Source organism: Nocardioides sp. SLBN-35, from assembly GCF_006715725.1.
Taxonomy (GTDB): Bacteria; Actinomycetota; Actinomycetes; order Propionibacteriales; family Nocardioidaceae; genus Nocardioides.
Genome location: NZ_VFNU01000001.1, coordinates 2,614,597 through 2,638,851, shown reverse-complemented (window position 1 = coordinate 2,638,851; position 24,255 = coordinate 2,614,597). Strand labels below are relative to the sequence as shown.

25 protein-coding genes are annotated in these 24,255 nt (G+C 72.6%); 10 read left to right on the top strand and 15 right to left on the bottom strand.

The annotated features are described in order from the left end of the window. Positions 1-12 precede the first annotated feature (12 nt). Positions 13-1,932 (bottom strand): ABC transporter ATP-binding protein, encoded by a 1,920-nt coding sequence (locus FBY23_RS12755; protein ID WP_141798489.1) that lies wholly within the window; start codon positions 1,930-1,932, stop codon positions 13-15. Between the two features lie 158 nt (positions 1,933-2,090). Here FBY23_RS12755 and FBY23_RS12750 point away from each other — a divergent pair, with 158 nt between their 5' ends. Continuing rightward, a complete protein-coding gene (locus tag FBY23_RS12750; RefSeq protein ID WP_141798488.1) occupies positions 2,091-2,666 on the top strand; it encodes a dihydrofolate reductase family protein in 576 nt (191 codons plus the stop codon). Positions 2,667-2,670: 4 nt separating this feature from the next. On the opposite strand, the gene FBY23_RS12745 is transcribed toward FBY23_RS12750, so the two are convergent. Genes FBY23_RS12745 through FBY23_RS12720 form a run of 6 tightly spaced genes read right to left on the bottom strand, consistent with a single transcriptional unit; the run spans position 2,671 to position 10,376 of the window. After that, positions 2,671-4,608, bottom strand: coding sequence for a YhgE/Pip domain-containing protein (locus tag FBY23_RS12745; RefSeq protein WP_141798487.1), 1,938 nt, complete (start codon positions 4,606-4,608; stop codon positions 2,671-2,673). Then, on the bottom strand, positions 4,605-5,216 hold the full coding sequence (locus tag FBY23_RS12740) for a hypothetical protein (RefSeq protein WP_141798486.1): 612 nt from the start codon (positions 5,214-5,216) through the stop codon (positions 4,605-4,607). The genes FBY23_RS12745 and FBY23_RS12740 overlap by 4 nt, the downstream gene beginning before the upstream one ends. A gap of 22 nt (positions 5,217-5,238) precedes the next feature. Further along, positions 5,239-6,411: a M20 family metallopeptidase gene (locus FBY23_RS12735; protein ID WP_141798485.1), complete on the bottom strand. Its 1,173-nt coding sequence runs from the start codon at positions 6,409-6,411 to the stop codon at positions 5,239-5,241. 2 nt (positions 6,412-6,413) lie between these two features. Beyond that, positions 6,414-7,151: a cysteine hydrolase family protein gene (locus FBY23_RS12730; RefSeq protein ID WP_141798484.1), complete on the bottom strand. Its 738-nt coding sequence runs from the start codon at positions 7,149-7,151 to the stop codon at positions 6,414-6,416. Between the two features lie 49 nt (positions 7,152-7,200). Further along, positions 7,201-8,337, bottom strand: coding sequence for a class I SAM-dependent RNA methyltransferase (locus FBY23_RS12725; protein ID WP_141798483.1), 1,137 nt, complete (start codon positions 8,335-8,337; stop codon positions 7,201-7,203). Further along, positions 8,334-10,376 carry an APC family permease gene (locus tag FBY23_RS12720; RefSeq protein ID WP_141798482.1) on the bottom strand — a complete coding sequence of 681 codons (2,043 nt, stop codon included), beginning with the start codon at positions 10,374-10,376 and terminating at the stop codon, positions 8,334-8,336. Before FBY23_RS12720 ends, FBY23_RS12725 begins: the two co-directional genes overlap by 4 nt. Positions 10,377-10,420: 44 nt before the next feature. Here FBY23_RS12720 and FBY23_RS12715 point away from each other — a divergent pair, with 44 nt between their 5' ends. Both FBY23_RS12715 and FBY23_RS12710 read left to right on the top strand, forming a co-directional pair. Next, positions 10,421-11,086: a TrkA family potassium uptake protein gene (locus FBY23_RS12715; RefSeq protein ID WP_141798481.1), complete on the top strand. Its 666-nt coding sequence runs from the start codon at positions 10,421-10,423 to the stop codon at positions 11,084-11,086. Between the two features lie 13 nt (positions 11,087-11,099). Beyond that, a complete protein-coding gene (locus FBY23_RS12710; protein ID WP_141798480.1) occupies positions 11,100-11,774 on the top strand; it encodes a TrkA family potassium uptake protein in 675 nt (224 codons plus the stop codon). A 1-nt stretch (position 11,775) separates the two neighbouring features. On the opposite strand, the gene FBY23_RS12705 is transcribed toward FBY23_RS12710, so the two are convergent. The 4 genes from FBY23_RS12705 to dut are packed head-to-tail and all read right to left on the bottom strand — an operon-like array spanning position 11,776 to position 14,066. Beyond that, positions 11,776-12,540: a DUF3159 domain-containing protein gene (locus FBY23_RS12705; RefSeq protein WP_141801022.1), complete on the bottom strand. Its 765-nt coding sequence runs from the start codon at positions 12,538-12,540 to the stop codon at positions 11,776-11,778. Positions 12,541-12,542: 2 nt separating this feature from the next. Beyond that, the gene (locus FBY23_RS12700; RefSeq protein ID WP_141798479.1) at positions 12,543-12,902 is read right to left on the bottom strand and encodes an OB-fold nucleic acid binding domain-containing protein; all 360 of its coding nucleotides are present in this window, start codon (positions 12,900-12,902) and stop codon (positions 12,543-12,545) included. Between the two features lie 8 nt (positions 12,903-12,910). Continuing rightward, the gene (locus FBY23_RS12695; protein WP_260805937.1) at positions 12,911-13,564 is read right to left on the bottom strand and encodes a DUF3710 domain-containing protein; all 654 of its coding nucleotides are present in this window, start codon (positions 13,562-13,564) and stop codon (positions 12,911-12,913) included. A 40-nt stretch (positions 13,565-13,604) separates the two neighbouring features. After that, positions 13,605-14,066, bottom strand: a complete 462-nt coding sequence (gene dut, locus FBY23_RS12690; RefSeq protein ID WP_141798478.1) for a dUTP diphosphatase — start codon at positions 14,064-14,066, stop codon at positions 13,605-13,607. A gap of 61 nt (positions 14,067-14,127) precedes the next feature. On the opposite strand from dut, the gene FBY23_RS12685 reads away from it, so the two are divergent. Together FBY23_RS12685 and FBY23_RS12680 are read left to right on the top strand one after the other, a co-directional pair. Next, complete coding sequence (locus FBY23_RS12685) at positions 14,128-14,592, top strand: DUF3093 domain-containing protein (protein WP_141798477.1); 465 nt, start codon at positions 14,128-14,130, stop codon at positions 14,590-14,592. Between the two features lie 20 nt (positions 14,593-14,612). Beyond that, entirely contained in the window at positions 14,613-14,903 is a 291-nt protein-coding gene (locus tag FBY23_RS12680; RefSeq protein WP_141798476.1) for a DUF4235 domain-containing protein, read from the top strand. Positions 14,904-14,971: 68 nt separating this feature from the next. Here FBY23_RS12680 and FBY23_RS12675 read toward each other — a convergent pair whose 3' ends face one another. From FBY23_RS12675 to FBY23_RS12665, 3 genes are all read right to left on the bottom strand, one after another. Next, positions 14,972-15,262: a DUF4193 domain-containing protein gene (locus tag FBY23_RS12675; protein ID WP_141798475.1), complete on the bottom strand. Its 291-nt coding sequence runs from the start codon at positions 15,260-15,262 to the stop codon at positions 14,972-14,974. A gap of 137 nt (positions 15,263-15,399) precedes the next feature. Beyond that, positions 15,400-16,203: an inositol monophosphatase family protein gene (locus FBY23_RS12670; RefSeq protein ID WP_141798474.1), complete on the bottom strand. Its 804-nt coding sequence runs from the start codon at positions 16,201-16,203 to the stop codon at positions 15,400-15,402. Next, on the bottom strand, positions 16,200-17,294 hold the full coding sequence (locus FBY23_RS12665; protein ID WP_141798473.1) for a ferrochelatase: 1,095 nt from the start codon (positions 17,292-17,294) through the stop codon (positions 16,200-16,202). Before FBY23_RS12665 ends, FBY23_RS12670 begins: the two co-directional genes overlap by 4 nt. Positions 17,295-17,326: 32 nt before the next feature. Here FBY23_RS12665 and FBY23_RS12660 point away from each other — a divergent pair, with 32 nt between their 5' ends. The 5 genes from FBY23_RS12660 (at position 17,327) to FBY23_RS12640 (ending at position 23,439) form a co-directional block, all read left to right on the top strand. Then, on the top strand, positions 17,327-18,574 hold the full coding sequence (locus FBY23_RS12660; protein ID WP_141798472.1) for an MFS transporter: 1,248 nt from the start codon (positions 17,327-17,329) through the stop codon (positions 18,572-18,574). Further along, the gene (locus FBY23_RS12655) at positions 18,522-19,862 is read left to right on the top strand and encodes a D-arabinono-1,4-lactone oxidase (protein ID WP_141798471.1); all 1,341 of its coding nucleotides are present in this window, start codon (positions 18,522-18,524) and stop codon (positions 19,860-19,862) included. Before FBY23_RS12660 ends, FBY23_RS12655 begins: the two co-directional genes overlap by 53 nt. Further along, positions 19,855-20,259 (top strand): YchJ family protein, encoded by a 405-nt coding sequence (locus FBY23_RS12650; protein WP_141798470.1) that lies wholly within the window; start codon positions 19,855-19,857, stop codon positions 20,257-20,259. Before FBY23_RS12655 ends, FBY23_RS12650 begins: the two co-directional genes overlap by 8 nt. A 94-nt stretch (positions 20,260-20,353) precedes the next feature. Next, on the top strand, positions 20,354-21,346 hold the full coding sequence (sepH, locus tag FBY23_RS12645; RefSeq protein WP_141798469.1) for a septation protein SepH: 993 nt from the start codon (positions 20,354-20,356) through the stop codon (positions 21,344-21,346). 47 nt (positions 21,347-21,393) lie between these two features. Next, a complete protein-coding gene (locus FBY23_RS12640) occupies positions 21,394-23,439 on the top strand; it encodes an SDR family oxidoreductase (RefSeq protein ID WP_141798468.1) in 2,046 nt (681 codons plus the stop codon). Here the strand turns inward: FBY23_RS12640 and FBY23_RS12635 are convergent. Then, on the bottom strand, positions 23,420-24,241 hold the full coding sequence (locus FBY23_RS12635; RefSeq protein WP_141798467.1) for a sulfurtransferase: 822 nt from the start codon (positions 24,239-24,241) through the stop codon (positions 23,420-23,422). The genes FBY23_RS12640 and FBY23_RS12635 overlap by 20 nt on opposite strands. Positions 24,242-24,255: the final 14 nt, after the last annotated feature.

Sequence of the window (24,255 nt, the reverse complement as noted above, 5' to 3'; positions counted from 1 at the left end):
TATCTCTTGACGTCAAGATACACGATCGGCGGGCAGATCTCCATGGAGGTCCGGCGCCGGCGCGTTGGGAGCGTCCTCGGCGAACTGGGTCCGGTACAGCTCCTCGTAGCGACCGCCCGCGGCCAGCAGCGCGGCATGCGTGCCCCGCTCGACGATCCGGCCGTCCTCCACGACGGCGATCAGGTCGGCGGCCCGGATCGTGGAGAGCCGGTGCGCGATCACCAGCGCGGTCCGCCCGGCGAGCGCCTCCCCCAGCGCCGCCTGGACGGCGGCCTCCGAGGTGGAGTCCAGGGACGCCGTCGCCTCGTCGAGGATGACCACCCGGGGCTGCTTGAGCAGCAGCCGGGCGATGGTGAGCCGCTGGCGCTCGCCGCCGGAGAGCCGGTAGCCGCGCTCCCCCACGACCGTGTCGAGTCCGTCGGGCAGCCCGCGCACCAGGTCGGCCAGCCGGGCCCGGGACAGCGCGTCCCACAGGTCCTGCTCGTCCGCCTCCGGCCGGGCCAGCAGCAGGTTGCCGCGGATCGTGTCGTGGAACAGGTGGCCGTCCTGGGTGACCATGCCGACCGCGCCGCGGATCGAGGAGGCGGTCAGGTCGCGCACGTCCACCCCCGCCAGGCGTACGGCGCCCCCGTCGACGTCGTACAGCCGGGACACGAGCTGCGCGATGGTCGACTTCCCGGCGCCCGAGGAGCCGACCAGGGCCACGACCTGCCCGGGCTCGGCACGCAGGGAGATGCCGTGCAGCACCTCCTCGCCGCCGCGGGTGTCGAGCGTGGCGACCGCCTCCAGCGAGGCGAGCGAGACCTTGTCGGCCGAGGGGTAGGCGAACCGGACGTCGTCGAGCTCGACCGCGACCGGACCGTCCGGGACCGTGCCGGCGTCGGGCCGGTCGGTGATCAGTGGCTCGAGGTCGAGCACCTCGAAGACCCGCTCGAAGCTGACCAGCGCGCTCATCACCTCGACCCGGGCGCTGGCCAGCGCGGTGAGCGGCGCGTAGAGCCGGGTGAGCAGCAGGGACAGGGCGACCACGTCACCGGCGTCGAGCGTGCCGTCGAGGGCAAGGGTGCCGCCGAGGCCGTAGACGACAGCCACGGCGAGCGCGGACACCAGGGTGAGCGCGGTGACGAAGGTGGTCTGCACCATCGCCGTGCGCACGCCGATCTCGGCGACGCGCTCCGCCCGCGCCGCGAACTCGACCGACTCCTGCTCGGGGCGGCCGAACAGCTTGACCAGCGTCGCCCCCGGCGCCGAGAACCGCTCGGTCATCTGGTTGCCCATCGCGGCGTTGTGGTCGGCCGCCTCCCGCTGGATGCCGGCCAGCCGGCGCCCCATCCGCCGCGCCGGGACGACGAACACCGGGAGCAGCACGAGCGCGAGCAGGGTGACCTGCCAGGAGATGCCGAGCATCACGACCAGGGTCAGCACCAGGGTCACCAGGTTGCCGACCACGCCCGAGAGGGTCTGGCTGAACGCCCGCTGTGCCCCGATCACGTCGTTGTTGAGCCGGCTGACCAGCGCACCGGTGCGGGTCCGGCTGAAGAAGGCGACCGGCATCCGCTGCACGTGGTCGAACACCGCCGTACGCAGGTCGAGGATCAGCCCCTCGCCGATGCTCGACGACAGCCAGCGCGACACCAGCCCGAGTCCCGCGTCCAGCACCGCCAGCACCGCGATCGCCATCGCCAGCCGCAGGACGACCGAGCGGTTGTCGCCGGCGACGATCGCGTTGACGACGTCGCCGGCCAGCACCGGTGTCGCGACCGCGAGCCCGGCTGTCACGACGCTGAGGACCACGAACCCGATCAGCTTGCGGCGGTGGGGACGCGCGAAGCGCAGGATCCGCTTCGCGGTCGCGGTGCTGAACTCCCGCTCCTCGTCGGGTCCGTGCATCCCCCGGTACACCTGGTTCCAGGCGATCGACTCCATGCTCATGTCGCCGAAGGTAGAACCTCAAGCCGACATGAGGACAAGCCGGAGAGGTCAGGACCGGGGAAAATCACCGAAAAAAGATTCGTCCGGCCTGTCGTACCGGCCCTGCGCCGTTCGTGGAGAGGATGTCAGCGCCCCCATCCCGACCCCGGAGGTCATCCATGCGCACCCTGATCTACACCGCCTTCGTCTCGCTCGACGGCGTCGTCCAGGCCCCGGCCCCGGAGCCCGACTACCGCAACGGCGGGTGGACCTTCCAGGGCATCGACTTCCTCCCGGAGGTCTACGAGCTCAAGGGCCGCGAGCAGGAGGAGGCCGGCGCGCTGATGCTCGGCCGGGTCAGCTACCAGGCCTTCGCCCCGGTCTGGCCGACGATGACCGAGGAGTTCCCGAAGTACAACGCGATGCCGAAGTACGTCGTCTCCACCACCCTCAAGGAGGACGACCTCGTCACCGACTGGGGCGAGACGACGATCCTGCGCTCCGTCGACGACGTCGCCGCACTGAAGGAGACCGACGGCGGCCCGATCTCGATCCACGGCTCCGCGAGCCTGGCCCGCGGCCTGGCGGACGCCGGCCTGCTCGACCGCTACCACCTGCTGGTGTTCCCGTGGGTCCTCGGCGCCGGCAAGCGGATGTGGAGCGAGACCGACAAGGACCGCCAGCGCCTGGAGCTCGTCGAGAGCGAGTCCTACGCGAACGGCGTGCAGAAGCTCTGCTACGCCGTCGTGCGCTGACGCCCTACAGCACGACCGTCGGCTTGACCCGGCTCGGCGTCCACACCCGGTGCCTGCGCGCGACCAGCGAGGTGAGCACCAGCGCACCGACCAGGTACGCCGCCAGCACCAGCACCGCCGTGGACGCCCGGGCCGGGTCGCCGCCGTACATCAGCTGGCGCAGGCCGTCGACGGCATAGCTCATCGGCAGCATCTGGTGCAGCCAGTGCAGCGGTTCGGGGATGGTCTGCCACGGGAAGGTGCCGCCGGCGGTGACCAGCTGCACCACCATCAGGACCAGGGCGAGGAACTGGCCCGGCGTGCCGAGCAGGGCGTTCATGAGGTGCACGATCGCGACGAAGGTCGCCGAGATCAGGATCATGAACAGCCAGGTCCGCAGGCTCTCGACGATCCCGACGTCGAGGGCGAGCGCCACCACGGCGAAGGCGAGGGTCATCTGGGCCGCCCCGATGAGGGCCGGCGGCAGCCAGCCGCCGACGGCGATCCGCAGCGGGTGCTGGTTGGCGGCCAGGGCCCGGCTGGACAGCGGGCGCACCAGGAGGAAGAGGACGTAGCCGCCGATCCAGGCGGCCAGGGCCAGGAAGAACGGCGCCAGTCCCGCGCCGTAGTTGCGGGCTGCCGCGTCGCTGCGGGCCTGGACGTCGATCGGGTTCGCGATCGTCTCGGCGATCTGCTGGCGTGACTCCTCGGTGGTGTCGGGCACCTTCTCGACGCCGGCGGCGAGCCCGTCGCGGAGCGTGCCGGCACCCGTCGTCAGCTGGCGCAGGCCCTTGCGCAGCTCGACGGTGCCGTCGTGCAGGGTGGCGGCGCCCTTGTCGAGGCGGGCTGCTCCGGTCTCCAGCTCCCCGGCGCCGTCGCGCGCCTGGCGGATGCCGTCGAGGAGAGCCGGCGCCGAGCGGGCGAGCTGGTCGGCACCGTCGGCGACCCGGTCGGCGCCGCCGGCGAGCTGGTTGAGCTGCTTGCGTACGTCGCCCGCCTTGGTGTCGACGTCGTGGACCTTGCCACCGACCCGGTCGTAGACCGCGAGCAGCCGGTCCTGGGCGCCCTGGTCGATCCCGAGCTGGTTCATCTGGGCGACCAGATCGGCCCGGCCGCCGTCGTACGCGAGCCGGGCGCCGTGGACCGCACCCGCGATCCTGTTGCCCGCGTTGGCGACCTTCTGGTCACCGTCGGCGACCTGACGGGCGCCGTTCGCCAGCTTCCTCGCCTGCTGGGGCAGGGGCGCCGTACGCGTGGCGAGGGTGGTCAACCCGTCGTGCAGCTGGGTCGCGCCGTCGTGCAGCTGCCCGGTGCCGTCGGCGAGCCGGGCGCTGCCGTCGACGAGCCTGCGTGAGCCCTTGCGGGCCTGCGTCAGCCCGTCCTGCAGCTGGCCGGCGCCGTCGGCACCCTGCTGGAGGCCCTGGCGGACGTCGGCGATGCCGAGCAGGAAGGTGCCGACCGCCTCCTGGGAGACCTTCTGCCCGATCGCGTCGCGCACCTTGGTGGCGACGGTGTTGGCGATGGTGGTCGACAGGTAGGAGTTCGCGTCGTTGGTGAGCATCGTGATCCGCGCCTGCTCCGGGTCGCTCCCGGAGCTGCTGGTCAGGGCGGCGGAGAAGTCGCGCGGGATCAGCAGCGCGAAGTCGTAGGTGCCGTCGTCGACGCCGGCCTCGGCGGTGGCGCGAGAGACCTCGTGCCAGCCGAAGTCGGCGGACTCCAGCAGCTGGTCGGCCACCTCGCGCCCGGCGTCGAGCTGCTTGCCGTCGAGCCCGGTCGCACCGGTGTCCTCGACGACCAGGGCGGTCGGAACCCGGTCCAGTGCCGAGTAGGGGTCGTGGTTGGCATAGAGGTAGAGGCCGGCGTAGATGGTCGGCACCGTGACCAGGGCCAGCACGGTGATGCGGCCCATCCGGATGCTCAGCAGGCGGGAGAGCTCGCTCCAGGCGATGCGCAGGGTGTTCACGCCGCACCTCCGATCGTGGCCGTGTGGACGACCTCGCCCGCCAGGTCCACCGCCTCGCTCACCGTCACGAGGACGCCGAGCCCGTCGTCCGCGGCGGCCCGGACGACCGGCCACCAGTCCCGGCGGTGCAGGCCGTGCCGGTCCGGCGAGACCAGCACCAGGAACCGCGCGCCGGGTCGCGCCGCCCCCAGCTCAGTCAGCGAGCGGATCCGGTCGGCCGGCGGCACGTCCTCGGTCCGCAGCCCCGGCCCGGTGGCGAGCCGGTGCTCGCGCAACCACGCCGACGCCGCCCGCGGGCCGGCGGGCCGACCCGCGAGGGCCAGCTCCTCGGCCACGACCACCCGGAACGGCACGCTGTCGTCCGGCTCGGTGACCCCGGGTACGTCGACCAGCACCACCGCCGCCTGCAGCGCTCCTGGCTCGGGGTCTTCACCGAGCGCGACCGTGCCGCCGGTCAGCCGGAGCCGCCCGGCCAGGGCGAGGGCCAGAGCCACGTTGCCGTGGCCCGGCCGGCCCACGGCGACCACCACCTCGCCGGCGACCAGCTCCACCGAGGTGGGTTCCAGCAGCCCCGAGACCGCCCCGTCCGTCATGACCAGGTTCGCCATGGCGGCCAGTCTGCCGTGTCGGTCAGGTCGTGCCGTGGACCCGGTGCGCGATCGCCGAGAAGACCGCCAGGCCGACGGCCAGGGCGTCCTCGTCGGGATCGAAGGTCCCGGTGTGCAGGCCTCCGCCGGCGGCACCGGCCCGCCCGCAACCGAGCATGAACATCGCGCCCGGCACCACCTGCTGGTAGTAGGCGAAGTCCTCCGAGCCGAGGTGCGGTCGCTCCAGCTCGATGAGCTGCGCTCCCGGGGCGAGGGCCTCACGAGCCGCCATCCGGACGGTGGCGGCCAGGTCCGGGTCGTTGACCACCGGCGGGAAGCCCTCGACGATCCGCACGCCCGCGTGCGCGCCCATCGACGCGGCGACGGCCTCGGCCGTCGTGGTCAGTCGCTCACGCAGCAGGATCTTGTCGGCCGACTCGACGCACCGGATCATGCCTCGCACCTCGGCGGCGCCGGGGATCACGTTGACCGCGTCGCCGCCGCGGACCGATGCGACGTTCAGCGTGGCCACGCTGAACGGGCTGAGCGTCGCGCACAGGCCGTCGAGCGCCGTGACGATCCGCGCGGCCACCGACACAGCGTTGACGCCGAGCTCGGGCTGGGAGCTGTGCGCCTCACGTCCGGCGACGGAGATCTCGAACTCGTCGTCGGTCGCCGTCAGCGCACCGTCGCGGAGCGCGATCGAGCCGGTCGGCAGCTCCGGGACGACGTGCAGCGCGAAGATCCGCTCCACCCCGGCGTCGCTGAGCCCTCCGGCGTCGATGACCCGCTGCGCGCCGCCGTTGGCCTCCTCTCCCGGCTGGAAGACGAAGACGACGGTGCCGGTCAGCCCATCCGCCTCGGCGGCGAGCCGCTCGGCCAGCCCCAGCAGGATCGCGGTGTGCATGTCGTGCCCGCAGGCGTGCATCACGCCCGCCACCGCGGACCGGAACGGCAGCGCGGTCTCCTCCGTGATCGGCAGCGCGTCCAGGTCGGCGCGGAAGGCGGTGACCGGGCCCGGCCGACCGGTGTCGAGGGTGGCGACGACCCCGGTCCCGGCGACACCGGGGCGGTACGGCAGGCCGATCCGGTCAAGGTGCTCGCAGACCAGTCGGGCGGTCCGGTGCTCCTCGAAGCTCAGCTCGGGGTGCTGGTGGATCGACCGGCGCACCGCGAGGGCCGTCGCCGACGCGGCCGCCACGACGTCCGTGGACACCGCTAGCGCGCCGGGAGCTCGGCGAGCCGGCCCAGCAGCGTGTGGGTCGTCTCGGAGTTCGCGTAGATCTTCCGGATGCCCTGCAACGCGTACTCGTGCCGCTGCGGGCTGAGCGCGCCGACGGCGTCCTCGATCAGGTCGACCTGGTAGCCGAGGTCGGACAGGTCGCGCACCGACGCGCTGATGCACTGGTCGGTGTAGAAGCCCACCACCAGCACCTTCCGGGCGCCCAGGTTGCGCAGCACCTGGTCGATGTGGGTGCCGACGTGGATGCCGGAGCAGGTCTTGTTGAGGACGACCTCGTCCTCGCGCGGCATCACCTCGGGGAGGAACTCGGAGTCCTTCGAGCCCGGCGGGTAGAACATGCCGGCCGACCGGTGCAGGGCGCCGGTGTCGGCCGCATCGGGGAGATGGGACTGGATGCGCACGTGGATCGGGCGGATCCCGGTCTCGCGGCACCGCTCCAGCACGGCCGAGATGTTCGCCACCGTCGCCCGCATGTCGGCCTCGATGCGGTCGAGGACCGGGAGCATGGGCTCGGAGTCGACGCCGAGCGCGGCGAAGGTCTTGAGGAACGCGTCCTTGGTGATGCACTCCTGGATGTCGATCAGGACCAGCACCGTGTCCGCCGGGTCGAGCGGCACCGGGGTCGCGTAGATGCTGGAGCTGAGCCCTCCGTAGTAGGTGTCGGCGAAGGCGTTGACCATCTCGTCGGTGACGGCGGACGGAGTCGAGGTCATGAGGGGTCCTGTCTGTGAGGGCGGCGCCCGAGCGCGAAATGGTGTGCCCTCACTGTAAAGGGGTGCCGGTCCTCGTCAGCAGCGCGACGCACTCCACGTGGTGCGTCATCGGGAACAGGTCGAAGGCGCGCAGCGACGCGAGCCGGTAGCCGTGCTCGGCGAAGATCGCGACGTCGCGGGCGAGCGCGGCGGGGTCGCAGGCGACGTAGGCCACCGCGCGGGGTCCGCGGGCAACGACCTGCTCGACGACGGCCCGCTTGGCACCGGCACGGGGCGGGTCGAGGACGACGAGGTCGGCGTGACCCCAGGCGGCGGGCAGGCCGGTCGCGAGCACGGAGGCGACGTCGCCCGGCACCGCGGTGAGTCCCGGGCAGTTGCGCTCGGACAGGGCCGAGGCGGCCAGGTCGCCCTCGACGGCGGCCACCCGTCCGGTGGGCCCGACGGCCTCGGACAGGAACCGGCTGAACAGCCCGACGCCGGCGTACAGGTCGAGCGCGCTCTCCCCCGGCCGCGGGTCGAGGGCCTCGAGCACCGCACCGACCAGGGCCTCCGGGGCGCCCGGGTGGACCTGCCAGAAGCCACCGTCAGCGACCTCGAAGCCCCGCCCCCGGACGTCGTACGACGGACCGGTGGGCGCCTCGAGCAGGCACTCGTCAACCGGGATCACGTCGTGGGAGCGGTGCTTGCGCATGCCGCGCCGGCCGTCGGGCAGCGGGACGTAGCGTTGGCGGGTGCGCCAGCGCAGTCCGTCCTCGTCGCCGGGCACGGCCTCGACGCTCACCTCCACGTCGAGGCGGGCCACCCGGCGCAGCTGCTCGCGCACGACCTCCGCCTTGAGGGCGCGCTGGGCCGGGAGCGCGACGTGCTGGAAGTCGCAGCCGCCGCACAGCCCGGGGCCGGCGTACGGACAGGGCGCGGGCACCCGGTCGGGCGAGGGCGTGAGCACCTCCACGGCGTCGGCGCGCCAGAACCGGTCGCCTTCGGTGCCCTCGGTGATCTCGAGGACCACCCGCTCACCGGGCAGGGCGTGGCGCACGAAGACCACCCGGTCCTCGACGCGGGCGACGCAGTGGCCGCCGTGCGCGACCGGGCCGACCTCGGCCTCGAAACGGCGGCCGGCCACCGAGCTGCCGCGGGCGGTGCGGGCCCGGGGGCGGCGCGACGGTCGGCGGGCGGGCCGGCTCACCGCGGGGTCTGCCGGTCGTTGCCGACCACCCGACCACGACGCAGGTCGCCGGCGTGCACGCGGTGCTCCTCGCGCTCCTCACGCTCGAGCGCGAGCTTGGAGGACCGCAGCTGGTAGGGCACCGAGATGACCATGACGCCGGGGGTGAACAGCAGCCGGCCCTTGAGTCGAAGGGCGGTCTGGTTGTGCAGGAACTGCTCCCACCAGCGCCCGACGACGTACTCGGGGATGTAGACGGCCACCACGCCGCGCGGGTTGGACCGGCGGATCGCCGAGGCGTACTCCACGATCGGCTTGATGATCTCGCGGTACGGCGAGTGCAGCACCTTGAGCGGGACCCCGGTGTTGCGCTCGTCCCACTCCTCCAGCAGCCGGGCGGTGTCCTTCTGGTCGACCGACACGTAGACGCCCTCGAGCGCGTTGGGCCGGGTCGCCTTCGCGAAGGCCAGCGCCCGCAGGGTCGGCTTGTGCAGCTTGGAGACGAGCACGATGGCGTGCACCCGGGTCGGCAGCGCCTTGTCGGTCTCGTCGGCGGCGAGCTCGCGCGCCACGTTGTCGTAGTGCTTCTTGATGGCCTTCATCAACGCGAAGAAGAAGCACATGGCGAGGATGGTGATCCAGGCGCCGGCCAGGAACTTGGTGATCAGCACGATGACCAGGACGACCGCGGTGAGGCCCAGGCCGAACGTGTTGATCGCCCGTGCGCGCTGCATCCGCCGTCGTTCGCCGGCGTCGGTCTCCGTCGCGAGGTGCCGCGTCCAGTGCCGGATCATGCCGAGCTGGCTGAGGTTGAACGAGACGAAGACGCCGACGATGTAGAGCTGGATGAGCTTGGTGGTCTGGGCCTCGAACACGACGATGAGCACGATCGCCATGACGGCGAGGAAGACGATGCCGTTGCTGTAGGCGAGCCGGTCTCCCCGCGAGCCGAGCGCACGGGGGGCGAAGCCGTCCCGGGCGAGGATCGAGCCGAGCACCGGGAAGCCGTTGAAGGCGGTGTTGGCGGCCAGCACGAGGATGATGCCGGTGACGGTGACCACGAAGTAGAAGCCCGGCGAGAAGTTGCTGAAGACGCCGTTCGCGATCTGCGAGATCACCGGGTGCTGCTGGTAGTCGTCCGGCACGGCGTCGCCGCCGGCGGTGCGCAGTCGCTCCAATGCGTGCGGGTCGACGAACCGGATCGCCATCTGCTTGGCCAGCACGATGATGCTCATCATCATGCTGACCGCGATCAGGCCGAGGAGCAGCAGCGTGGTCGCCGCGTTCTTGCTCTTGGGTCGCTTGAAGGCCGGGACGCCGTTGGAGATCGCCTCGACGCCGGTCAGCGCCGCACAGCCGGACGAGAAGGCACGAGCGAGCAGGAAGATCAGGGCGACCTGGTTGAGCGGGCCCTCCCAGCCCTCCTCCGGGACGATCTTGAGGTCCGCGCTCTCCGCGTCGGGCAGGCTGCCGGCCAGCAGCTGGACCAGCCCGTAGGCGCACATGCCGAGGATGGCGAACATGAACAGGTAGGTCGGGATGGCGAAGAACGTGCCCGACTCGCGCACACCCCGCAGGTTCACGGCCGTGAGCAGCACCACCGCGATCGTCGCGACCATGACCTCGTGGCCGATCAGCTCGGGTATCGCGCTCGCCGCGTACTGGGACGCGTTGGAGATCGACACCGCCACCGTGAGCACGTAGTCGACCAGGAGGGCGCTGGCGACGGTCACGCCGGCGGTCTTGCCGAGGTTGACCGTGGCGACCTCGTAGTCGCCGCCGCCCGACGGATAGGCGTGCACGGTCTGGCGGTACGACGCGACCACCGTGAACATCACGAGGGCGACGGCGAGGCCGATCTTCCACGACCAGGTGTAGGCGCTCGCGCCGGCGATCCCGAGCATGATGAAGACCTCGTCGGGCGCGTACGCCACCGACGACAGGGCGTCGCTGGCGAACACCGGGAGCGCGATCCGCTTGGGAAGCAGTGTCTCCCCGAGCTGGGCGCTGCGCAGCTTGCGTCCGAGGAGGATGCGCTTCGATACGTCTCCGACACCCACGAGCGACAACGGTAGGGCATCTCCCGTGGGATAGCGTGCTCACCGTGCACGTCGTGATCATGGGCTGCGGACGAGTCGGCTCGACCCTGGCCCGCAGCCTCGAGGACCGCAACCACACCGTGTCGATCATCGACAGCGAGCCGGACGCCTTCCGGCGGCTCGGCCCGGGCTTCAACGGCGACAAGATCCCGGGGATCGGCTTCGACCAGGAGGTCCTGGAGAAGGCCGGCATCCGGCGCGCCGACGCGTTCGCCGCGGTGTCCAGCGGTGACAACTCCAACATCATCGCGGCCCGGGTCGCCCGGGAGACCTTCGGGATCCAGCAGGTCGTCGCCCGGATCTACGACCCCGGCCGCGCCGAGGTCTACCAGCGACTCGGCATCACCACGGTGGCCACCGTGAAGTGGACCGCCGACCAGGTGCTGCGCCGGATCCTCCCGGCCGGTGCCGAGCCCGACTTCCGCGACCCGTCGGGCACGATCCGCGTCGACCACATCCCGACCCCCGAGGTCTGGGTGGGCGCGCGGGTGGGCCAGCTCCAGGAGCAGGCCCGCTGCCGCGTCGCGTGGATCGACCGTCTCGGCGAGGGCCTGCTGCCCGACCGCGACAGCGTGATCCAGGAGGGCGACATGCTGCACCTGGTCACCCGCGAGGAGTCCGCGGACCAGGCGTACAAGGTGCTGGCCCGCGGGCCCGAGCACGAGGGCTGAGAGGGAACCAGAGATGCGCGTCGCCATCGCCGGAGCAGGTGCCGTCGGTCGCTCGATCGCCCGCGAGCTGATCGAGAACGGCCACGAGGTGCTCCTCATCGACAAGTCCCCCGCCTCGATCCGGCCCGAGCGGGTCCCCGACGCCGAGTGGCTGCTCGCCGACTCCTGCGAGCTCTCCTCGCTCGAGGAGGCCCGCCTCGACAAGTGCGACGTGGTCATCGCCGCCACCGGCGACGACAAGGCCAACCTGGTCACCTCGCTGCTCGCCAAGACCGAGTTCGGGGTCCCCCGCACCGTCGGCCGGGTCAACCACCCCAACAACGAGTGGCTGTTCACCGAGGCCTGGGGCGTGGACGTCAACGTCTCCACGCCGCGGATCATGTCGGCGTTGGTCGAGGAGGCCGTCAGCGTCGGCGACCTGGTGCGGCTGTTCACCTTCCGCAAGGGCAACGCCAACCTGGTCGAGATGGTGCTGCCGGCCGACTCGCCGTACGTCGGCAAGGCCTCGGGCCTGATCCCGCTCCCGGAGAACTGCGCCCTGGTTTCGATCCTGCGCGACGGCCAGGTCTACGTTCCGACGCCCGAGCAGCCGGTCGAGTCCGGCGACGAGCTGCTGTTCGTGGTCCCGGCCGAGGCCGAGGACGAGCTGGAGCGGCTGCTGGCGCCGGGCTCGCACCCGGAGAAGTAGGTCAGGCGGGCTCGGCGTCCGCGTCGGGCTCACCCGCGGCCGCCTCCAGCGGCGTCGCGTTGCGGGCGAGCAGCCAGAACATCAGCGAGAACGCCGCGATCCGCAGCACCCAGCCGAGCCCGAGCCGCAGCACCGCGATGATCGTGACCGCCACCTCGGCGCGGATCACGTCGTGGTGGCCGAGCAACCAGACCGGACCCTGCAGGAGCACGCCGATGGCGCCGGGCGCCAGCATCAGCCAGGTGAGCCGGCTGCACAGCCGGACCACCTGGTCGTTCTTGCGCCACTCGAGCGGGTCCTCGGCGCCCACGCCGAGCATGAAGCCGAGCATCGGCCAGCGCAGCAGGCAGGTCGCGGCGAGGACGATGGAGTAGACCCCGCTGTAGAGGATGCCGGGCAGGAAGTAGGCCAGCGCCTGGTCCGAGGCGTCGCCGCCCGAGCCCGCGGCCCAGCGGACGAAGACCCAACCGATGGCGAGGCCGAAGATCGCGTTGAAGACGTACTGCGTGGTGCTGCGCTGCACCAGCCGCAGGACCAGGGCGATCGCGGCCACGATGCCGGCGGCGACCAGGGCCAGCTCGATCTGCTTCGTCGGCAGCCAGAGCAGGGTGAACACGAGACCCGGCAGCGCCGCCTCGATCGCGCCCCGCCGGCCGCCGAGGGTCGTCGCCAGCTGACGGCGCACGAGTGCCTCGACGGTGTCGACGCCGATCGGGTGGGAGCTCGCCGTGTCCTCCACGGCGCGCTGCGGTGCGTCCTCCGGCATGCTCACAGCAGCTCGTAGCGCGGGTTGTAGAGCATCCGGGTGCCGTCCTGGGTGCCGATCCGGCCCCGCACCTCGAGCGCGCGGCCCGGATCGATGCCGGCGATGCGCCGGCGGCCCAGCCAGATGACGGTCACGACGCCGGTGCCGTCGTAGAGCTCGGCCTCGAGGGCCGGCACGCCGCCCCGGGGGCGCAGGGTGACTGTGCGCAGCGTGCCGCGCAGCCGGACCGGCTCGCGGTCGGGTGCGTCGCCGATGCAGACGACTCCGCTGCCGCTGAACTCGGCACGGAGGTCACGGGCCTCCGCCTCGTCGGGATTGGCCCACTTGCTGATCGTGCGCCGCAGGCGGCTCTTGGTGCGCATGGGACCGGTCAGCTGGTGGGTACGGCGCGCGGCGTGGCGCCCTCAGGCAGCGAAAGAGGGAGCTGCTCGCCGACAGGCATGGCGTGGGCGCCGCGGCGTACGGCGACCTGGGCGATCGCGGCCTCCCAGGCGTCGGCCGTCTCGGGGTCGCGGGCCGGGTCGCCGAGCAGCGTCGCGCGCAGCAGCCAGCGGGGGCCGTTGATCCCGATGACGCGGGAGGTCTGGGTGCCGGTGGCGCCGTCGGGGCGGGTCATCCGCACCTCGCACACCAGCTCGGTGCCGAACCGGCCCTCGCGCTCGGTGGCGGTGCCACCTCGGCGCGCGGCGTCGGCGGCGATCTGCGGGCGGATCTCGCTCCACAGGTCGCCGTTGCGGGGCGCCGCGAAGGCGCGCAGCTCGAGGGCGCCGGCGTCGCTGGCGAGGAGCACGGCACGGACCGCACCGGACTGCTCGTCGACCTGCACCCGCAGCTCACGGTCCTCCGTCGGCGCGACGAGCAGGGAGCCCAGGTCCAGCCGGGCCACGCCGTCGTCGGGGAGGTCGTCGGCGTCATAGGGACCGGCGGCCGCGTCACCCGCGGCCTCGGCGGTCTCGCGGGCACCGGTGGTCTCGTCCACCGCGTCGTCGACCGACGGGTCGGCAGCCTTGCGCCGCAGCCTCACTGTGTCCTCCTCGTCACGCCGCTCGGGCCGCTGTCGGCCCTCACGACTGGAATCCTCCGGTTGAACCGTAGCCGCCGCTGCCACGCACGCTGTCCGGAAGGGCGCTCACCGCCTCGAACCGGGCCCGCTCGACCCGCTGGACCACCAGCTGGGCGATGCGGTCTCCCCGGCGCAGCGTGATCGCCTCCACCGGGTCGTGGTTGATCAGCAGCACCTTGATCTCTCCACGGTAGCCCGCGTCCACGGTTCCCGGGGTGTTCACGATCGACAGGCCGTGCTTCGCGGCCAGGCCCGAGCGCGGGTGGATGAGCGCGACGTACCCCTCGGGCAGTGCGATCGCGATCCCGGTCGGGATCAGCGCCCGCTCACCGGGGGCCAGGTCGACGTCGACACCGGCGACCAGGTCGGCGCCCGCATCACCCGGGTGGGAGTAGGCGGGCAGGGGCAGCGCGGGGTCGAGCTGCTGGACGGCGATCACCAGATCAGCGGAGTCGTCAGGCACGGGGAGACCCTAGCGACCCCTCACGACGAGGTCCGACCGGCCGGATGGGATCATCCTCCCCGTGAGCGAGAGTGCGAGCTACCAGGAGCGGCTGCGGGTCCCGCTGCGCTGGTGGGCCCAGGGCACGATGCTCGTCGCGACCCTGTGGCTGACCCTGATCGTCGCGCTGATCGGCCACGCCGCCTGGCTCGCGTGGGTGGTGACCGGCCTGGTCCTGGTGGCGATGGCGGCCTGGCTGCGGTCCTACGGTGGAGCCCGGATCGTCGTGTCCGACGGCTGGTTCCGCGCGGGCCGGGCCCGGATCGAGATGTCGTACGTCGGCGCGGCCGAGGCCCTCGACGCCGACCGTACCCGGCGGGTGTCGGGTCCCGAGGCCGACGCTCGGGCGTACCTGCTGCTGCGCCCCTACCTGCGTCAATCGGTCAAGGTGGAGATCACCGACCCGGCCGACCCGGCGCCGTACTGGCTGGTCAGCTCCCGCCACCCGCGCGCCCTGGCGACGGCGCTCAACACCCGGGACCACTAGCACCCACTAGGCTCGGGTGCATGGCAAAGGACAGCTCCAAGGTCTGGTCGGCGTTCTCCCTCGTCGCTGCGCTCGGCGCCGCGTCGGTGGCCAAGAAGGGGCTGGACACCAGCTGGCGCGCCGCGACCGGCAAGAAGCCGCCGGTCAACCCGGCCGACCCCGATGTCGACGTCTGGGAGGCGGTCGCGTGGGCGGCGGCCAGCGGCACGTTCATCGCGCTCGCCAAGATGCTCGCCCAGCGCCGGGCCGCCGGCTACTACCTGAAGTCGACCGGCCAGCTGCCCCCGGGCCTGCGCAAGGGCGACGCCTGAGGGACCGACCGGTCAGGAAATGACAGAGCGGCCGTGGCGGTCAGACCGCCCCGGCCGCTCGTCGTCTGTCAGACGCAGTCCTTGCAGATCATCTTCTTCGGATCTGCGAGCTGGCTGCGGTGGTGGACCAGGAAGCAGCTCATGCAGGTGAACTCGTCATCCTGCTTGGGCTTCACCTCGACCGCGAGCTCCTCGTGGGAAAGGTCGGCGCCGGGCAGCTCGAACGACTCTGCTGCCTCGGTCTCGTCCTCGTCGACCTTGCCCGAGTTCTTGTCGTGGCGGCGCGCCTTGAGCTCTTCGATGCTCTCCTCGGACTGCTCGTCCTCGTTCTTGCGCGGTGCGTCGTAGTCAGTCGCCATGACCGGTTGCTCTCTCCCCTCAGTGGCCGCCACCCGCACGGGAAGCGTGCGGATGGGCGCGGCAGATTGTGCACCATGGGAGCCGGTTCGCGACACCCGGGTCGGTGCGAGTCCCCAGAACAGTGGACGGGGCGGTCCTATTCCCCGGTCGCCACGGCGAGGAATCCGGCGGTCCGGACGGCCTCCAGGAGCTCGTCGAACCCGTGATCGGGGCCACAAACGACGGCCTCCTGTCCGCCGGCGCCGACGGTCACGAGGAGCCGCGCCCCGGCGAGCCGGGCGAGGAACCCGCCGGCCGCGTGGTCCCACAGGTGGACCCCCTCCTCGACGTACCCGTCGAGGGCTCCCTCGGCCACCCGGCACAGGTCGAGCGCGCACGAGCCGGTGCGCCGGATGTCGCGGATGTGCGGCAGGAGCCGGGCCGCCGCGGCGGCCTGGACCTCGCGCACCGGGCGGGTGTAGTTGAAGCCGGTGGCGACGAGCCGGTGCGCGAGCGGCGCGGGACCACGCACCGTCAGGGGAACGCCGTCGCGGGTCGGTACGCCGCCCGAGTGGCCGGCGTAGAGCACGTCCTTGGCCACGTCCATCACGACGCCGGCGACCACCTCGCCGTCGACCTCGGCGGCGATCGACACGGCGTACTCCGGGATGCCGTAGAGGAAGTTGACGGTGCCGTCGATGGGGTCGACCACCCAGCGCACCCCGGAGGTGCCGGCGAGGTCGTCGCCCTCCTCGCCGAGGAAGGCGTCGTCGGGGCGGGCCTCGAGGACCAGGCGGCGGATCAGCTCCTCGCTGGCCCGGTCGGCCGCGGTGACCACGTCGATATCGCTGGACTTGGTGGCGGCGACCGAGACCCCCTTCGCGGCGTGCTCGCGCACCAGGACGGCGGCCGCGCGGGCGACGTCCTCGGCCAGGGCGCGGAGGGCGGCGGGCTCGCTCATCCGCGGCCGGCCGTGCAGCAGCCCAGGGGGCAGTGGTCGCGCGGCACCGGCGTCAGCGTGCGCTCGCGGGAGGCCCGGGCCAGCAGCAGGTCGCGGATCGCCGCCACGAACGCCGGGTGGGTGCCCGCGGAGGCTGCCCGGCGGGCCGGGAGGCCGAGCCGCTCGGCGGTCGCCAGCGCCTCGGTGTCGAGGTCGTAGACGACCTCCATGTGGTCGGACACGAAGCCGACCGGGACCAGGACGACGGCCGCGGTCCCCTCGCCGGCGAGCTCCTCGAGCCGGTCGTTGACGTCGGGCTCGAGCCACGGGACGTGGGGTGCGCCGGAGCGCGAGCAGTAGACGAGCTCGTGGGGTCGCTCGACGCCGGTGGCGGCGGCGACCTGCGCGGCGACGGTGGCGGCGACCTCGAGGTGCTGGGCGACGTACGCGCCGCCCTCTGGTCGGTCCGCGGGAGGACCGCTGGACTCGCTCATCGAGATCGGGATCGAGTGCGTGACGAACACCAGCCGGGCGGCGTCGCGGACCTCGTCGGGCAGGTCGGCCAGGGCGGCGAGCACCCCGTCGGTGTTCGCGGTGACGAAGCCCGGGTGGTCGAAGTAGGCGCCGACCTTGTCGATCTCCGGCGCGACCAGACCCTCGGGCACGGCGGCGAGCGCCGCCTCCAGGTTGTCGCGGTACTGGCGACAGCTCGACCAGGAGGAGTAGGCCGACGTGGCCAGGCACAGCACCCGTCGTACGCCGTCGCGGGCCATCTGCTCGACCGTGTCGGCCAGGTAGGGGTCCCAGTTGCGGTTTCCCCAGTAGACAGGCAGGTCGAGCCCGTGCTCGGCGAGGTCCGTCTCGATCGCCGCGATCAGCGCCCGGTTCTGGTCGTTGATCGGCGAGCGGCCACCGAAGAGGAAGTAGTGCTCCCCCACCGCCTCGAGGCGCTCGCGTGGGATCCCGCGGCCGCGGGTGACGTTCTCGAGGAACGGTACGACGTCCTCCGGCCTCTCCGGTCCGCCGAAGGAGAGCAGCAGGAGCGCGTCGTAGGGGTCGGTCGATCGTTCGGTCGGTCGGGAGTCCGGCGCGACCTGCTGCTGATTGGGCACGTGCCCATCGTAGGGAGGACGATGAGCACGCAATGTTGCAGACCTATCGCCAGATCTTCACGCCGGCCACCGCACGCTTCAGCCTCGTCGGGCTGGTCGCCCGCCTGCCCATCTCCATGGTCGGGCTCGGCATGGTCCTGCTCGCCGAGCACGAGACCGGGTCCTACGGGTTCGCGGGCTCGGTGTCCGCCGTCGCCGTCATCGCCAACGCGGTCTTCGCGATCCCGCAGGGCCGGCTCATCGACCGGCTGGGCCAGGGCCGGGTGCTGCCGGTCGTCATCACGCTGTGGGGCGTGGGCCTGGCGCTGGCGATGGGCTCGCTGTCGTGGGACTGGCCGACCTGGTCGACGTACGCCTTCGCGATGCTGGCCGGCGCCTCGCTGCCGTCGGTCGGCACCTGCGTACGAGCCCGCTGGTCGCACACGCTGGCCGATCGGCCGGCGCTACTGCACACGGCGTTCTCGTTCGAGGCCGTCGGCGACGAGGCCGTCTTCATCGCCGGCCCGGTCGCGGTCACCCTGCTCGCGACCTCCGTGCACCCGGCGGCCGGGCTCGGCACCGCGCTCGTGGTCGGCCTCGCCGGGACCTGGGCCTTCGCGCTCCAGCGCGCCACCGAGCCGCCCGCCCACCCGCGCGCCGACCGGACCAGTGCCCGCCCGCCGATGCCGTGGGGAGCGATCGCGCCGCTCACTCTCGTCGGTGCAGCCCTGGGCATCGTGTTCGGCGGGGCCGAGGTGGTCACCGTCGCCTTCGCCGACGAGCAGGGCCACCAGTCCCTGTCCGGCATCTACCTCGCTGTCTGGGCGCTCGGCAGCCTGCTCGCCGGGGTGGTGTCCGGGGCGATCACCTGGCGGCGCGGCCCGCTGGCGCGGCTGCGGATCGGGGCGATCGGCATGGTCGTCGCCACCCTGCCACTCGCCTTCGTGCCCAACCTGGTGGTGATGGCGCCGGTGCTGCTGCTCAGCGGCCTGGCCATCTCCCCCACCCTGATCGCGACGATGTCGCTGGCCGAGCAGGTGCTCCCGCACGCACGGCTCACCGAGGGCATGGCGTTCATCCAGACCGGCCTGGCCGTGGGCCTCGCGCCCGGCGCCGCCGTCGCCGGGGTCGTCATCGACGAGGCGGGCGCCTCGCCGGCGTACCTCGTGTGCCTGGTCGGCGGCGTCCTCGTCCTCGTCGGCGCGCTGCTCATCCGGGTCGGGCCGCGGCCGGATAGCGTGCCTCCCCATGAGCACAACCCCGAGCAGACCGACCGGGCAGACCGCGCCGAGCTGGCGTAACTGGTCCGGCCTCGAGTCGGCCGACGGCCTCGAGGTCGTCCAGCCGGCCGACGCCGTCGAGGTGGCCGAGATCGTCCGCCGGGCCCGGGACGCGGGCCGGACGGTCAAGAGCGCGGGGACCGGGCACAGCTTCACCGGCATCGCGACCCCGCGGCACGTGCACCTGCGCCCCGAGCGGATGCGCGGGATCGTGGCCGTCGACCGTGACGCGATGACGGTCACGGCGCTGGCCGGCACCCAGCTCAAGGTGTTCAACGCCGAGCTCGCCCGGCTCGGGCTGAGCCTGCACAACATGGGCGACATCGCCGAACAGACCCTGGCCGGCGCGATCTCGACCGGCACCCACGGCACCGGCGGACGCGCGGCCGGCCTCGCCGCCCAGGTCGTCGGCCTCGAGCTGGTCACCGGCACCGGCGAGGTGCTGCGCGCCAGCGCCGCCGAGAACCCCGACGTCCTCGACCTCGCACGGGTCGGCCTCGGCGCGCTCGGCGTGCTGACCACGATCACCTTCGCCGTCGAGCCGCTGTTCCTGCTCCGCGCCGAGGAGCAGCCGATGTCGTGGACCGACGCCCTGGCCGCCTTCGACGACCTGACCGCGGCCCACGACCACGTCGACATGTACTGGTTCCCCCACTCCGACCGGATGCTGACCAAGCGCAACACCCGGCTCGGCACCGACCTGACCGCCGCCGAGCCGCTGGCCCGCTGGCGGGCCTGGCTCGACGACGACCTGCTGTCCAACAAGGTCTTCGGGGCACAGACCGCGGCGCTCAACCTGGTGCCCCGCGCGATCCCCGCGGCCAACCGCTTCGCGTCGCGGCTGCTCGGGCCGCGCACCTACACCGACCTCGCCCACAAGGTCTTCACGACCGAGCGCGACGTGGTCTTCCGCGAGATGGAGTACGCCGTCCCCCGCGAGGCCGGGCTCGACGCGCTGCGCGAGTGCCGCACGGCGTTCGAGCGCTCCGGGCTCACCGTCTCCTTCCCGGTCGAGATCCGGGTGGCGCCGGCCGACGACGTGCCCCTGTCGACGTCGTACGACCGCGACTCCTTCTACCTCGCCTTCCACACCCACCGCCGCGCCGACCACCACGCCTACTTCGCAGTGATGGAGCCGATCCTGCGGGCCCACGGCGGCCGACCGCACTGGGGCAAGCTGCACACCCTCGACGCCGCGGACGTCGCCGGGCTCTACCCGCGACTGCCCGACGTCCTCGCCCTGCGCGAGCGGCTCGACCCCGACCGGGTCTTCGCCAACGCCTACCTCGAGCGGGTGCTCGGTGGCTGAGCCCGGGGAACGTCCTGCCTGCCCGTGCGACTCCGGGCGGACCTACGACGACTGCTGCCGCCCCTACCACCGCGACCCCGGCTCGGCGCCGACCGCCGAGGCGCTGATGCGCTCGCGGTACTCCGCGTTCGTGAAGGGGCTCGCGTCCTACCTGCTCCACACCTGGCACCCCGCCACCCAGCCCTCCTCGCTGCAGCTCGACGACCGCATCGAGTGGACCGGCCTCGAGGTGCTCGCGGCCCAGGCCGGTGGCCCCGAGGACAAGCGGGGCATGGTCGAGTTCGTCGCCCGCTTCACGCGCGACGACCTGCCCGGTTCGCTCCACGAGATCAGCCGGTTCCGCAGGCAGGGCGACACCTGGCTCTACGTCCGCGGACGGGCCCGCTGGAGGGCGTAGGCTCGCCCGATAACCTGAGCACGACGCAGACCAGCATCCGCAGAGCACTGACGACAGCACTGACGACACAGAGCATCGACGACCCGAGGGCAGCATGACCGACACGGCGGACCAGGGCGGCACCGGCCGCCCCGTGCGCCTGACCCTCGCCGACGGCCAGTCGTCCGGGTCCGACCGGCGGCGCCTGCTGCTGGTCGACGACCAGGGCGGTGAGTTCACGCTCGACATCACCCCCGACCTGCGCGCAGCCGTGCGCGGCGACTCACCGCGTCGATTGGAGACACCGATGAGCAGCAGCATCCGGCCCCGCGAGATCCAGACCCGGATCCGTTCCGGCGAGTCCGCGGAGGCGGTGGCCGAGGCCGCCGGCACGTCCGTCGAGGCGATCATGCCCTACGTCGCCCCCGTGCTCGCCGAGCGCGAGCATGTCGCCGCGCGGGCCCAGAAGGCCTCGGTCCGGCGCACTCCCGGCGAGGGGCAGTCCGGTCCCTCCGCCAGCCGCGTGCTCGGCGACGCAGTCGCCGCCCACCTGCGCGGGCGCGGCGGCAACCCCGAGGCCGTGGCCTGGGACGCCTACCGGCGCGACACCGGTCGCTGGGTGCTCACCGGCACCTTCGAGACCGGAGAGCGCGGCGGCGTCGCGCGGTTCACCTACGACGCCCCCGGCAACTACGTCCTCTCCGACAACGACGACGCCCGCTGGCTGATCGGCGAGGTGCTCGCGCCCGCCGTCCCGCCGGCCCGCGACGACCTGCAGCAGGTCCGCGAGCGGCGGCTGGCCGCCGTACCCGAGGACCTGCCGCTGGGCGGCGAGGCGCTCGACCACGTCGACGAGACGCTGCCGCTCGGCGACTCCATCGACCAGGCCCTGGACCTGGTGACCGGCGAGGCGGCCGATCCGCTCGCCGACGAGCCGATCCGCGCGACGACCCAGGAGCCGGCCGCGGCGGCCGAGCCGACGGCCGAGGAGGCCGCGGCGGAGACCGAGGCGGAGCGCGCCAAGCATCGCCGGCCGGTGCAGAAGAAGCGCGGTCGCGCGTCGGTCCCGAGCTGGGACGAGATCATGTTCGGCGGCGGCGACCAGTAGTTAACTGACCAGTAACGGAGCAGGGCAAAAGCGCGTAGCGTTCGCGCATGGCCTACTTCGTGACCGGCGCCACTGGATTCATCGGGCGCCACCTCATCGCCGAGCTCGTCGACCACCGGGAAGGCCCGGTCTTCGTCCTCGTGCGTGCGTCGTCGCTCCCGCGCATGGAGGCACTGGTCCGGCAGTGGGGCTCCGAGCGGGTGCAGCCCGTCGTCGGCGACCTCACCCGGCCCGGGCTCGGGGTCGACCCGGCCTGGGTCGCCGAGCATGCCGGGACGATCGACCACTTCTTCCACCTCGCCGCGATCTACGACATCACCGCCGACGACGCGACCAACGACGCGATGAACATCGACGGCACCCGCAACGCCCTCGCCCTCGCCGAGGAGCTGCGGGCCGGGGTGTTCCACCAGGTGTCCTCGGTCGCCGCGGCGGGCGACTACCACGGCCGGTTCGACGAGACCATGTTCGAGGAGGGCCAGCCGCTGCCCTCGCCGTACCACCGCACGAAGTACGAGTCGGAGAAGATCGTCCGCGACGAGGCCACCATCCCGTGGCGTGTCTACCGGCCGGCGATCGTGGTGGGCCACTCCGAGACCGGCGCGATGGACAAGATCGACGGGCCCTACTACTTCTTCCCGCTGATCAAGCGACTGCGCGACTCGCTGCCGGCCTGGCTCCCGCTGGTCGGGCTCGACCTCGGCGACACCAACCTGGTGCCGGTCGACTACGTCGCCAAGGCGATGGACCACCTCGGCCACCTGCCCGACCGCGACGGCGAGGCGTTCCACCTGGTCAACCCGGAGCCGCAGCCCGTGATCGAGATGATCAACGCGTTCTGCTCGGCGGCCGGCGCCCCGCGCTTCGCGACGCCCGTCGACCGCTCGATCACCACCGCCGGCCCGCTCGCCCTGATCCCGCGCGCGCTGCGCCCGATCAACGTGATGAACGCGGTCGTCCGCTCCGCCCCGGCCCAGCTGGTCCTCGACCAGACGATCGGCCGGCTCGGCGTCCCCGCCGAGGTGTTGGCCCACACCTCCTTCCCGTCGGTCTTCGACTCGCGCATCACCGAGAAGGCGCTCGCCGGCTCCGGGATCAGCGTGCCTCCGCTGGAGACCTACGTGCGCGCGCTGTGGGGCTACTGGGAGGAGAACCTCGACGACGCCACCGGACGCGACCCGAAGGCCGTGGCCGCACTGAAGGACAAGTACGTCGTCATCACCGGCGCCTCCTCCGGCATCGGCCAGGTGGTGGCGCTCAAGGTCGCCCAGGCGGGCGGCATCCCGGTGCTCGTGGCCCGCGGCAAGGAGAAGCTCGAGGCGACCCGCGACATCATCGAGCTGCGCGGCGGCCGGGCCGAGGTGTTCCCCTGCGACCTGTCCGACCTGGAGGCGATCGACCGGCTGTGCGAGCAGCTGAGCACCGAGCTGCCGAGCGTCGACTACGTCATCAACAATGCCGGCCGCTCGATCCGGCGCTCCCTCAAGCTGTCGCAGGACCGGTTCCACGACTTCGAGCGCACCATGCAGCTCAACTACTTCGGCGCGATCCGGCTCGTGATGGGCCTGATGCCGCAGCTGCACGAGCAGCGCTCGGGCCACATCGTCAACATCTCCTCGATCGGCGTGCAGACCAACCCGCCCCGGTTCTCGGCGTACGTCGCCTCGAAGGCGGCCCTGGACGCCTGGAGCAATGTCGTCTCCTCCGAGGTCGTCGGGCACGGCATCACCTTCACCAACGTGCACATGCCGCTGGTGCGCACGCCGATGATCGCGCCGACCAAGATCTACGACAAGTTCCCCACGATCTCCCCCGCCCAGGCCGCCGACGTGGTGATCAAGGCGATGGTCGACAAGCCCCACGAGATCAACACCGCGCTCGGTACCGCCGGCGAGCTCGCGCACACGATCGCGCCGCGCACCGCGTTCCGGGTGCTCAACCTGGCCTACCAGGTATTCCCGGACTCGGCCGCGGCGAAGGGCCAGAAGCCCGCGTCACAGGCGGCGGCTGCCGCCGAGGAGGCGCCCGCCTCGAACCGGCGCGAGACCGAGCAGATGCTGATGGCCCAGCTGTTCAGGGGCGTTCACTGGTAGCAACCGGACGCGAGGGGTCGGCCACCCACTCGCTCCAGCTGCCCGGGTAGAGGGCGGCGGTGACCCCGGCGAGCTCCAGCGCGAGCACGTCGTGGGCCGCCGTGACCCCCGACCCGCAGTAGACCGCGACGTCGGCGCCGGGCACAGCACCCACCTCGGCGTACGTCGCCGCCAGGCTCGCGGGATTCCGGAACCGGCCGCGCTCGTCGAGGTTGCGGCCGGTCGGCACGTTGACCGCGCCCGGCACGTGCCCGGCCACCGGGTCGATCGGCTCGACCTCGCCGCGGTAGCGCTCGGCCGCCCGCGCGTCGACCAGCACGCCCGCTGCCCGCACGGTCGTCGCGTCGACCACCGGCAGCGCGCCGGGAGCGGCGGTGAAGTCGCCGGCCACCCGGGGCGCGCCGTCGCCGGTCGCGACCTCGCCGCCCGCCTCGCGCCAGGCGGTCCAGCCGCCGTCGAGCACTCGGACGTCGGCGTGGCCGTGGTACCTCAGCAGCCACCAGCCCCGCGCCGCCGCGTGCCCCGACCAGTCGTCGTACACCACCACCGGCCGGTCGGCCCGCACCCCGACCCGCCGCATCGCCGCCTCGAAGACCGCGACGTCCGGCAGCGGATGCCGGCCACGCTCCCCCGGCTCGGCGGCGAGGTCGCGGTCGAGGTCGACGTACGCCGCCCCGGGGACGTGGCCCGCGGCGAACTCCGCCGGCCCGGCGGGCCCGCCCATCCGGTAGCGCACGTCGAGGAGGGTCACCTCCCCGAGGCTGGCGTGGAGCTCGTCGACGCTGATCAGTCCGGACCTCATGGGGCGAGCCTAGG

Bases quoted from the DNA above. Each gene is read 5' to 3' on its own strand.
- FBY23_RS12740 (WP_141798486.1), bottom strand. From the start codon at position 5,216: ATGGCGAACCTGGTCATGACGGACGGGGCGGTCTCGGGGCTGCTGGAA.
- sepH (WP_141798469.1), top strand. From the start codon at position 20,354: ATGACCGACACGGCGGACCAGGGCGGCACCGGCCGCCCCGTGCGCCTG.
- FBY23_RS12655 (WP_141798471.1), top strand. From the start codon at position 18,522: ATGAGCACAACCCCGAGCAGACCGACCGGGCAGACCGCGCCGAGCTGG.
- FBY23_RS12680 (WP_141798476.1), top strand. From the start codon at position 14,613: ATGGCAAAGGACAGCTCCAAGGTCTGGTCGGCGTTCTCCCTCGTCGCT.
- FBY23_RS12755 (WP_141798489.1), bottom strand. From the start codon at position 1,932: ATGAGCATGGAGTCGATCGCCTGGAACCAGGTGTACCGGGGGATGCAC.
- FBY23_RS12730 (WP_141798484.1), bottom strand. From the start codon at position 7,151: ATGACCTCGACTCCGTCCGCCGTCACCGACGAGATGGTCAACGCCTTC.
- FBY23_RS12670 (WP_141798474.1), bottom strand. From the start codon at position 16,203: ATGAGCGAGCCCGCCGCCCTCCGCGCCCTGGCCGAGGACGTCGCCCGC.
- FBY23_RS12635 (WP_141798467.1), bottom strand. From the start codon at position 24,241: ATGAGGTCCGGACTGATCAGCGTCGACGAGCTCCACGCCAGCCTCGGG.
- FBY23_RS12675 (WP_141798475.1), bottom strand. From the start codon at position 15,262: ATGGCGACTGACTACGACGCACCGCGCAAGAACGAGGACGAGCAGTCC.
- FBY23_RS12705 (WP_141801022.1), bottom strand. From the start codon at position 12,540: ATGCCGGAGGACGCACCGCAGCGCGCCGTGGAGGACACGGCGAGCTCC.
- FBY23_RS12710 (WP_141798480.1), top strand. From the start codon at position 11,100: ATGCGCGTCGCCATCGCCGGAGCAGGTGCCGTCGGTCGCTCGATCGCC.
- FBY23_RS12700 (WP_141798479.1), bottom strand. From the start codon at position 12,902: ATGCGCACCAAGAGCCGCCTGCGGCGCACGATCAGCAAGTGGGCCAAT.
- FBY23_RS12750 (WP_141798488.1), top strand. From the start codon at position 2,091: ATGCGCACCCTGATCTACACCGCCTTCGTCTCGCTCGACGGCGTCGTC.
- FBY23_RS12660 (WP_141798472.1), top strand. From the start codon at position 17,327: ATGTTGCAGACCTATCGCCAGATCTTCACGCCGGCCACCGCACGCTTC.
- FBY23_RS12640 (WP_141798468.1), top strand. From the start codon at position 21,394: ATGGCCTACTTCGTGACCGGCGCCACTGGATTCATCGGGCGCCACCTC.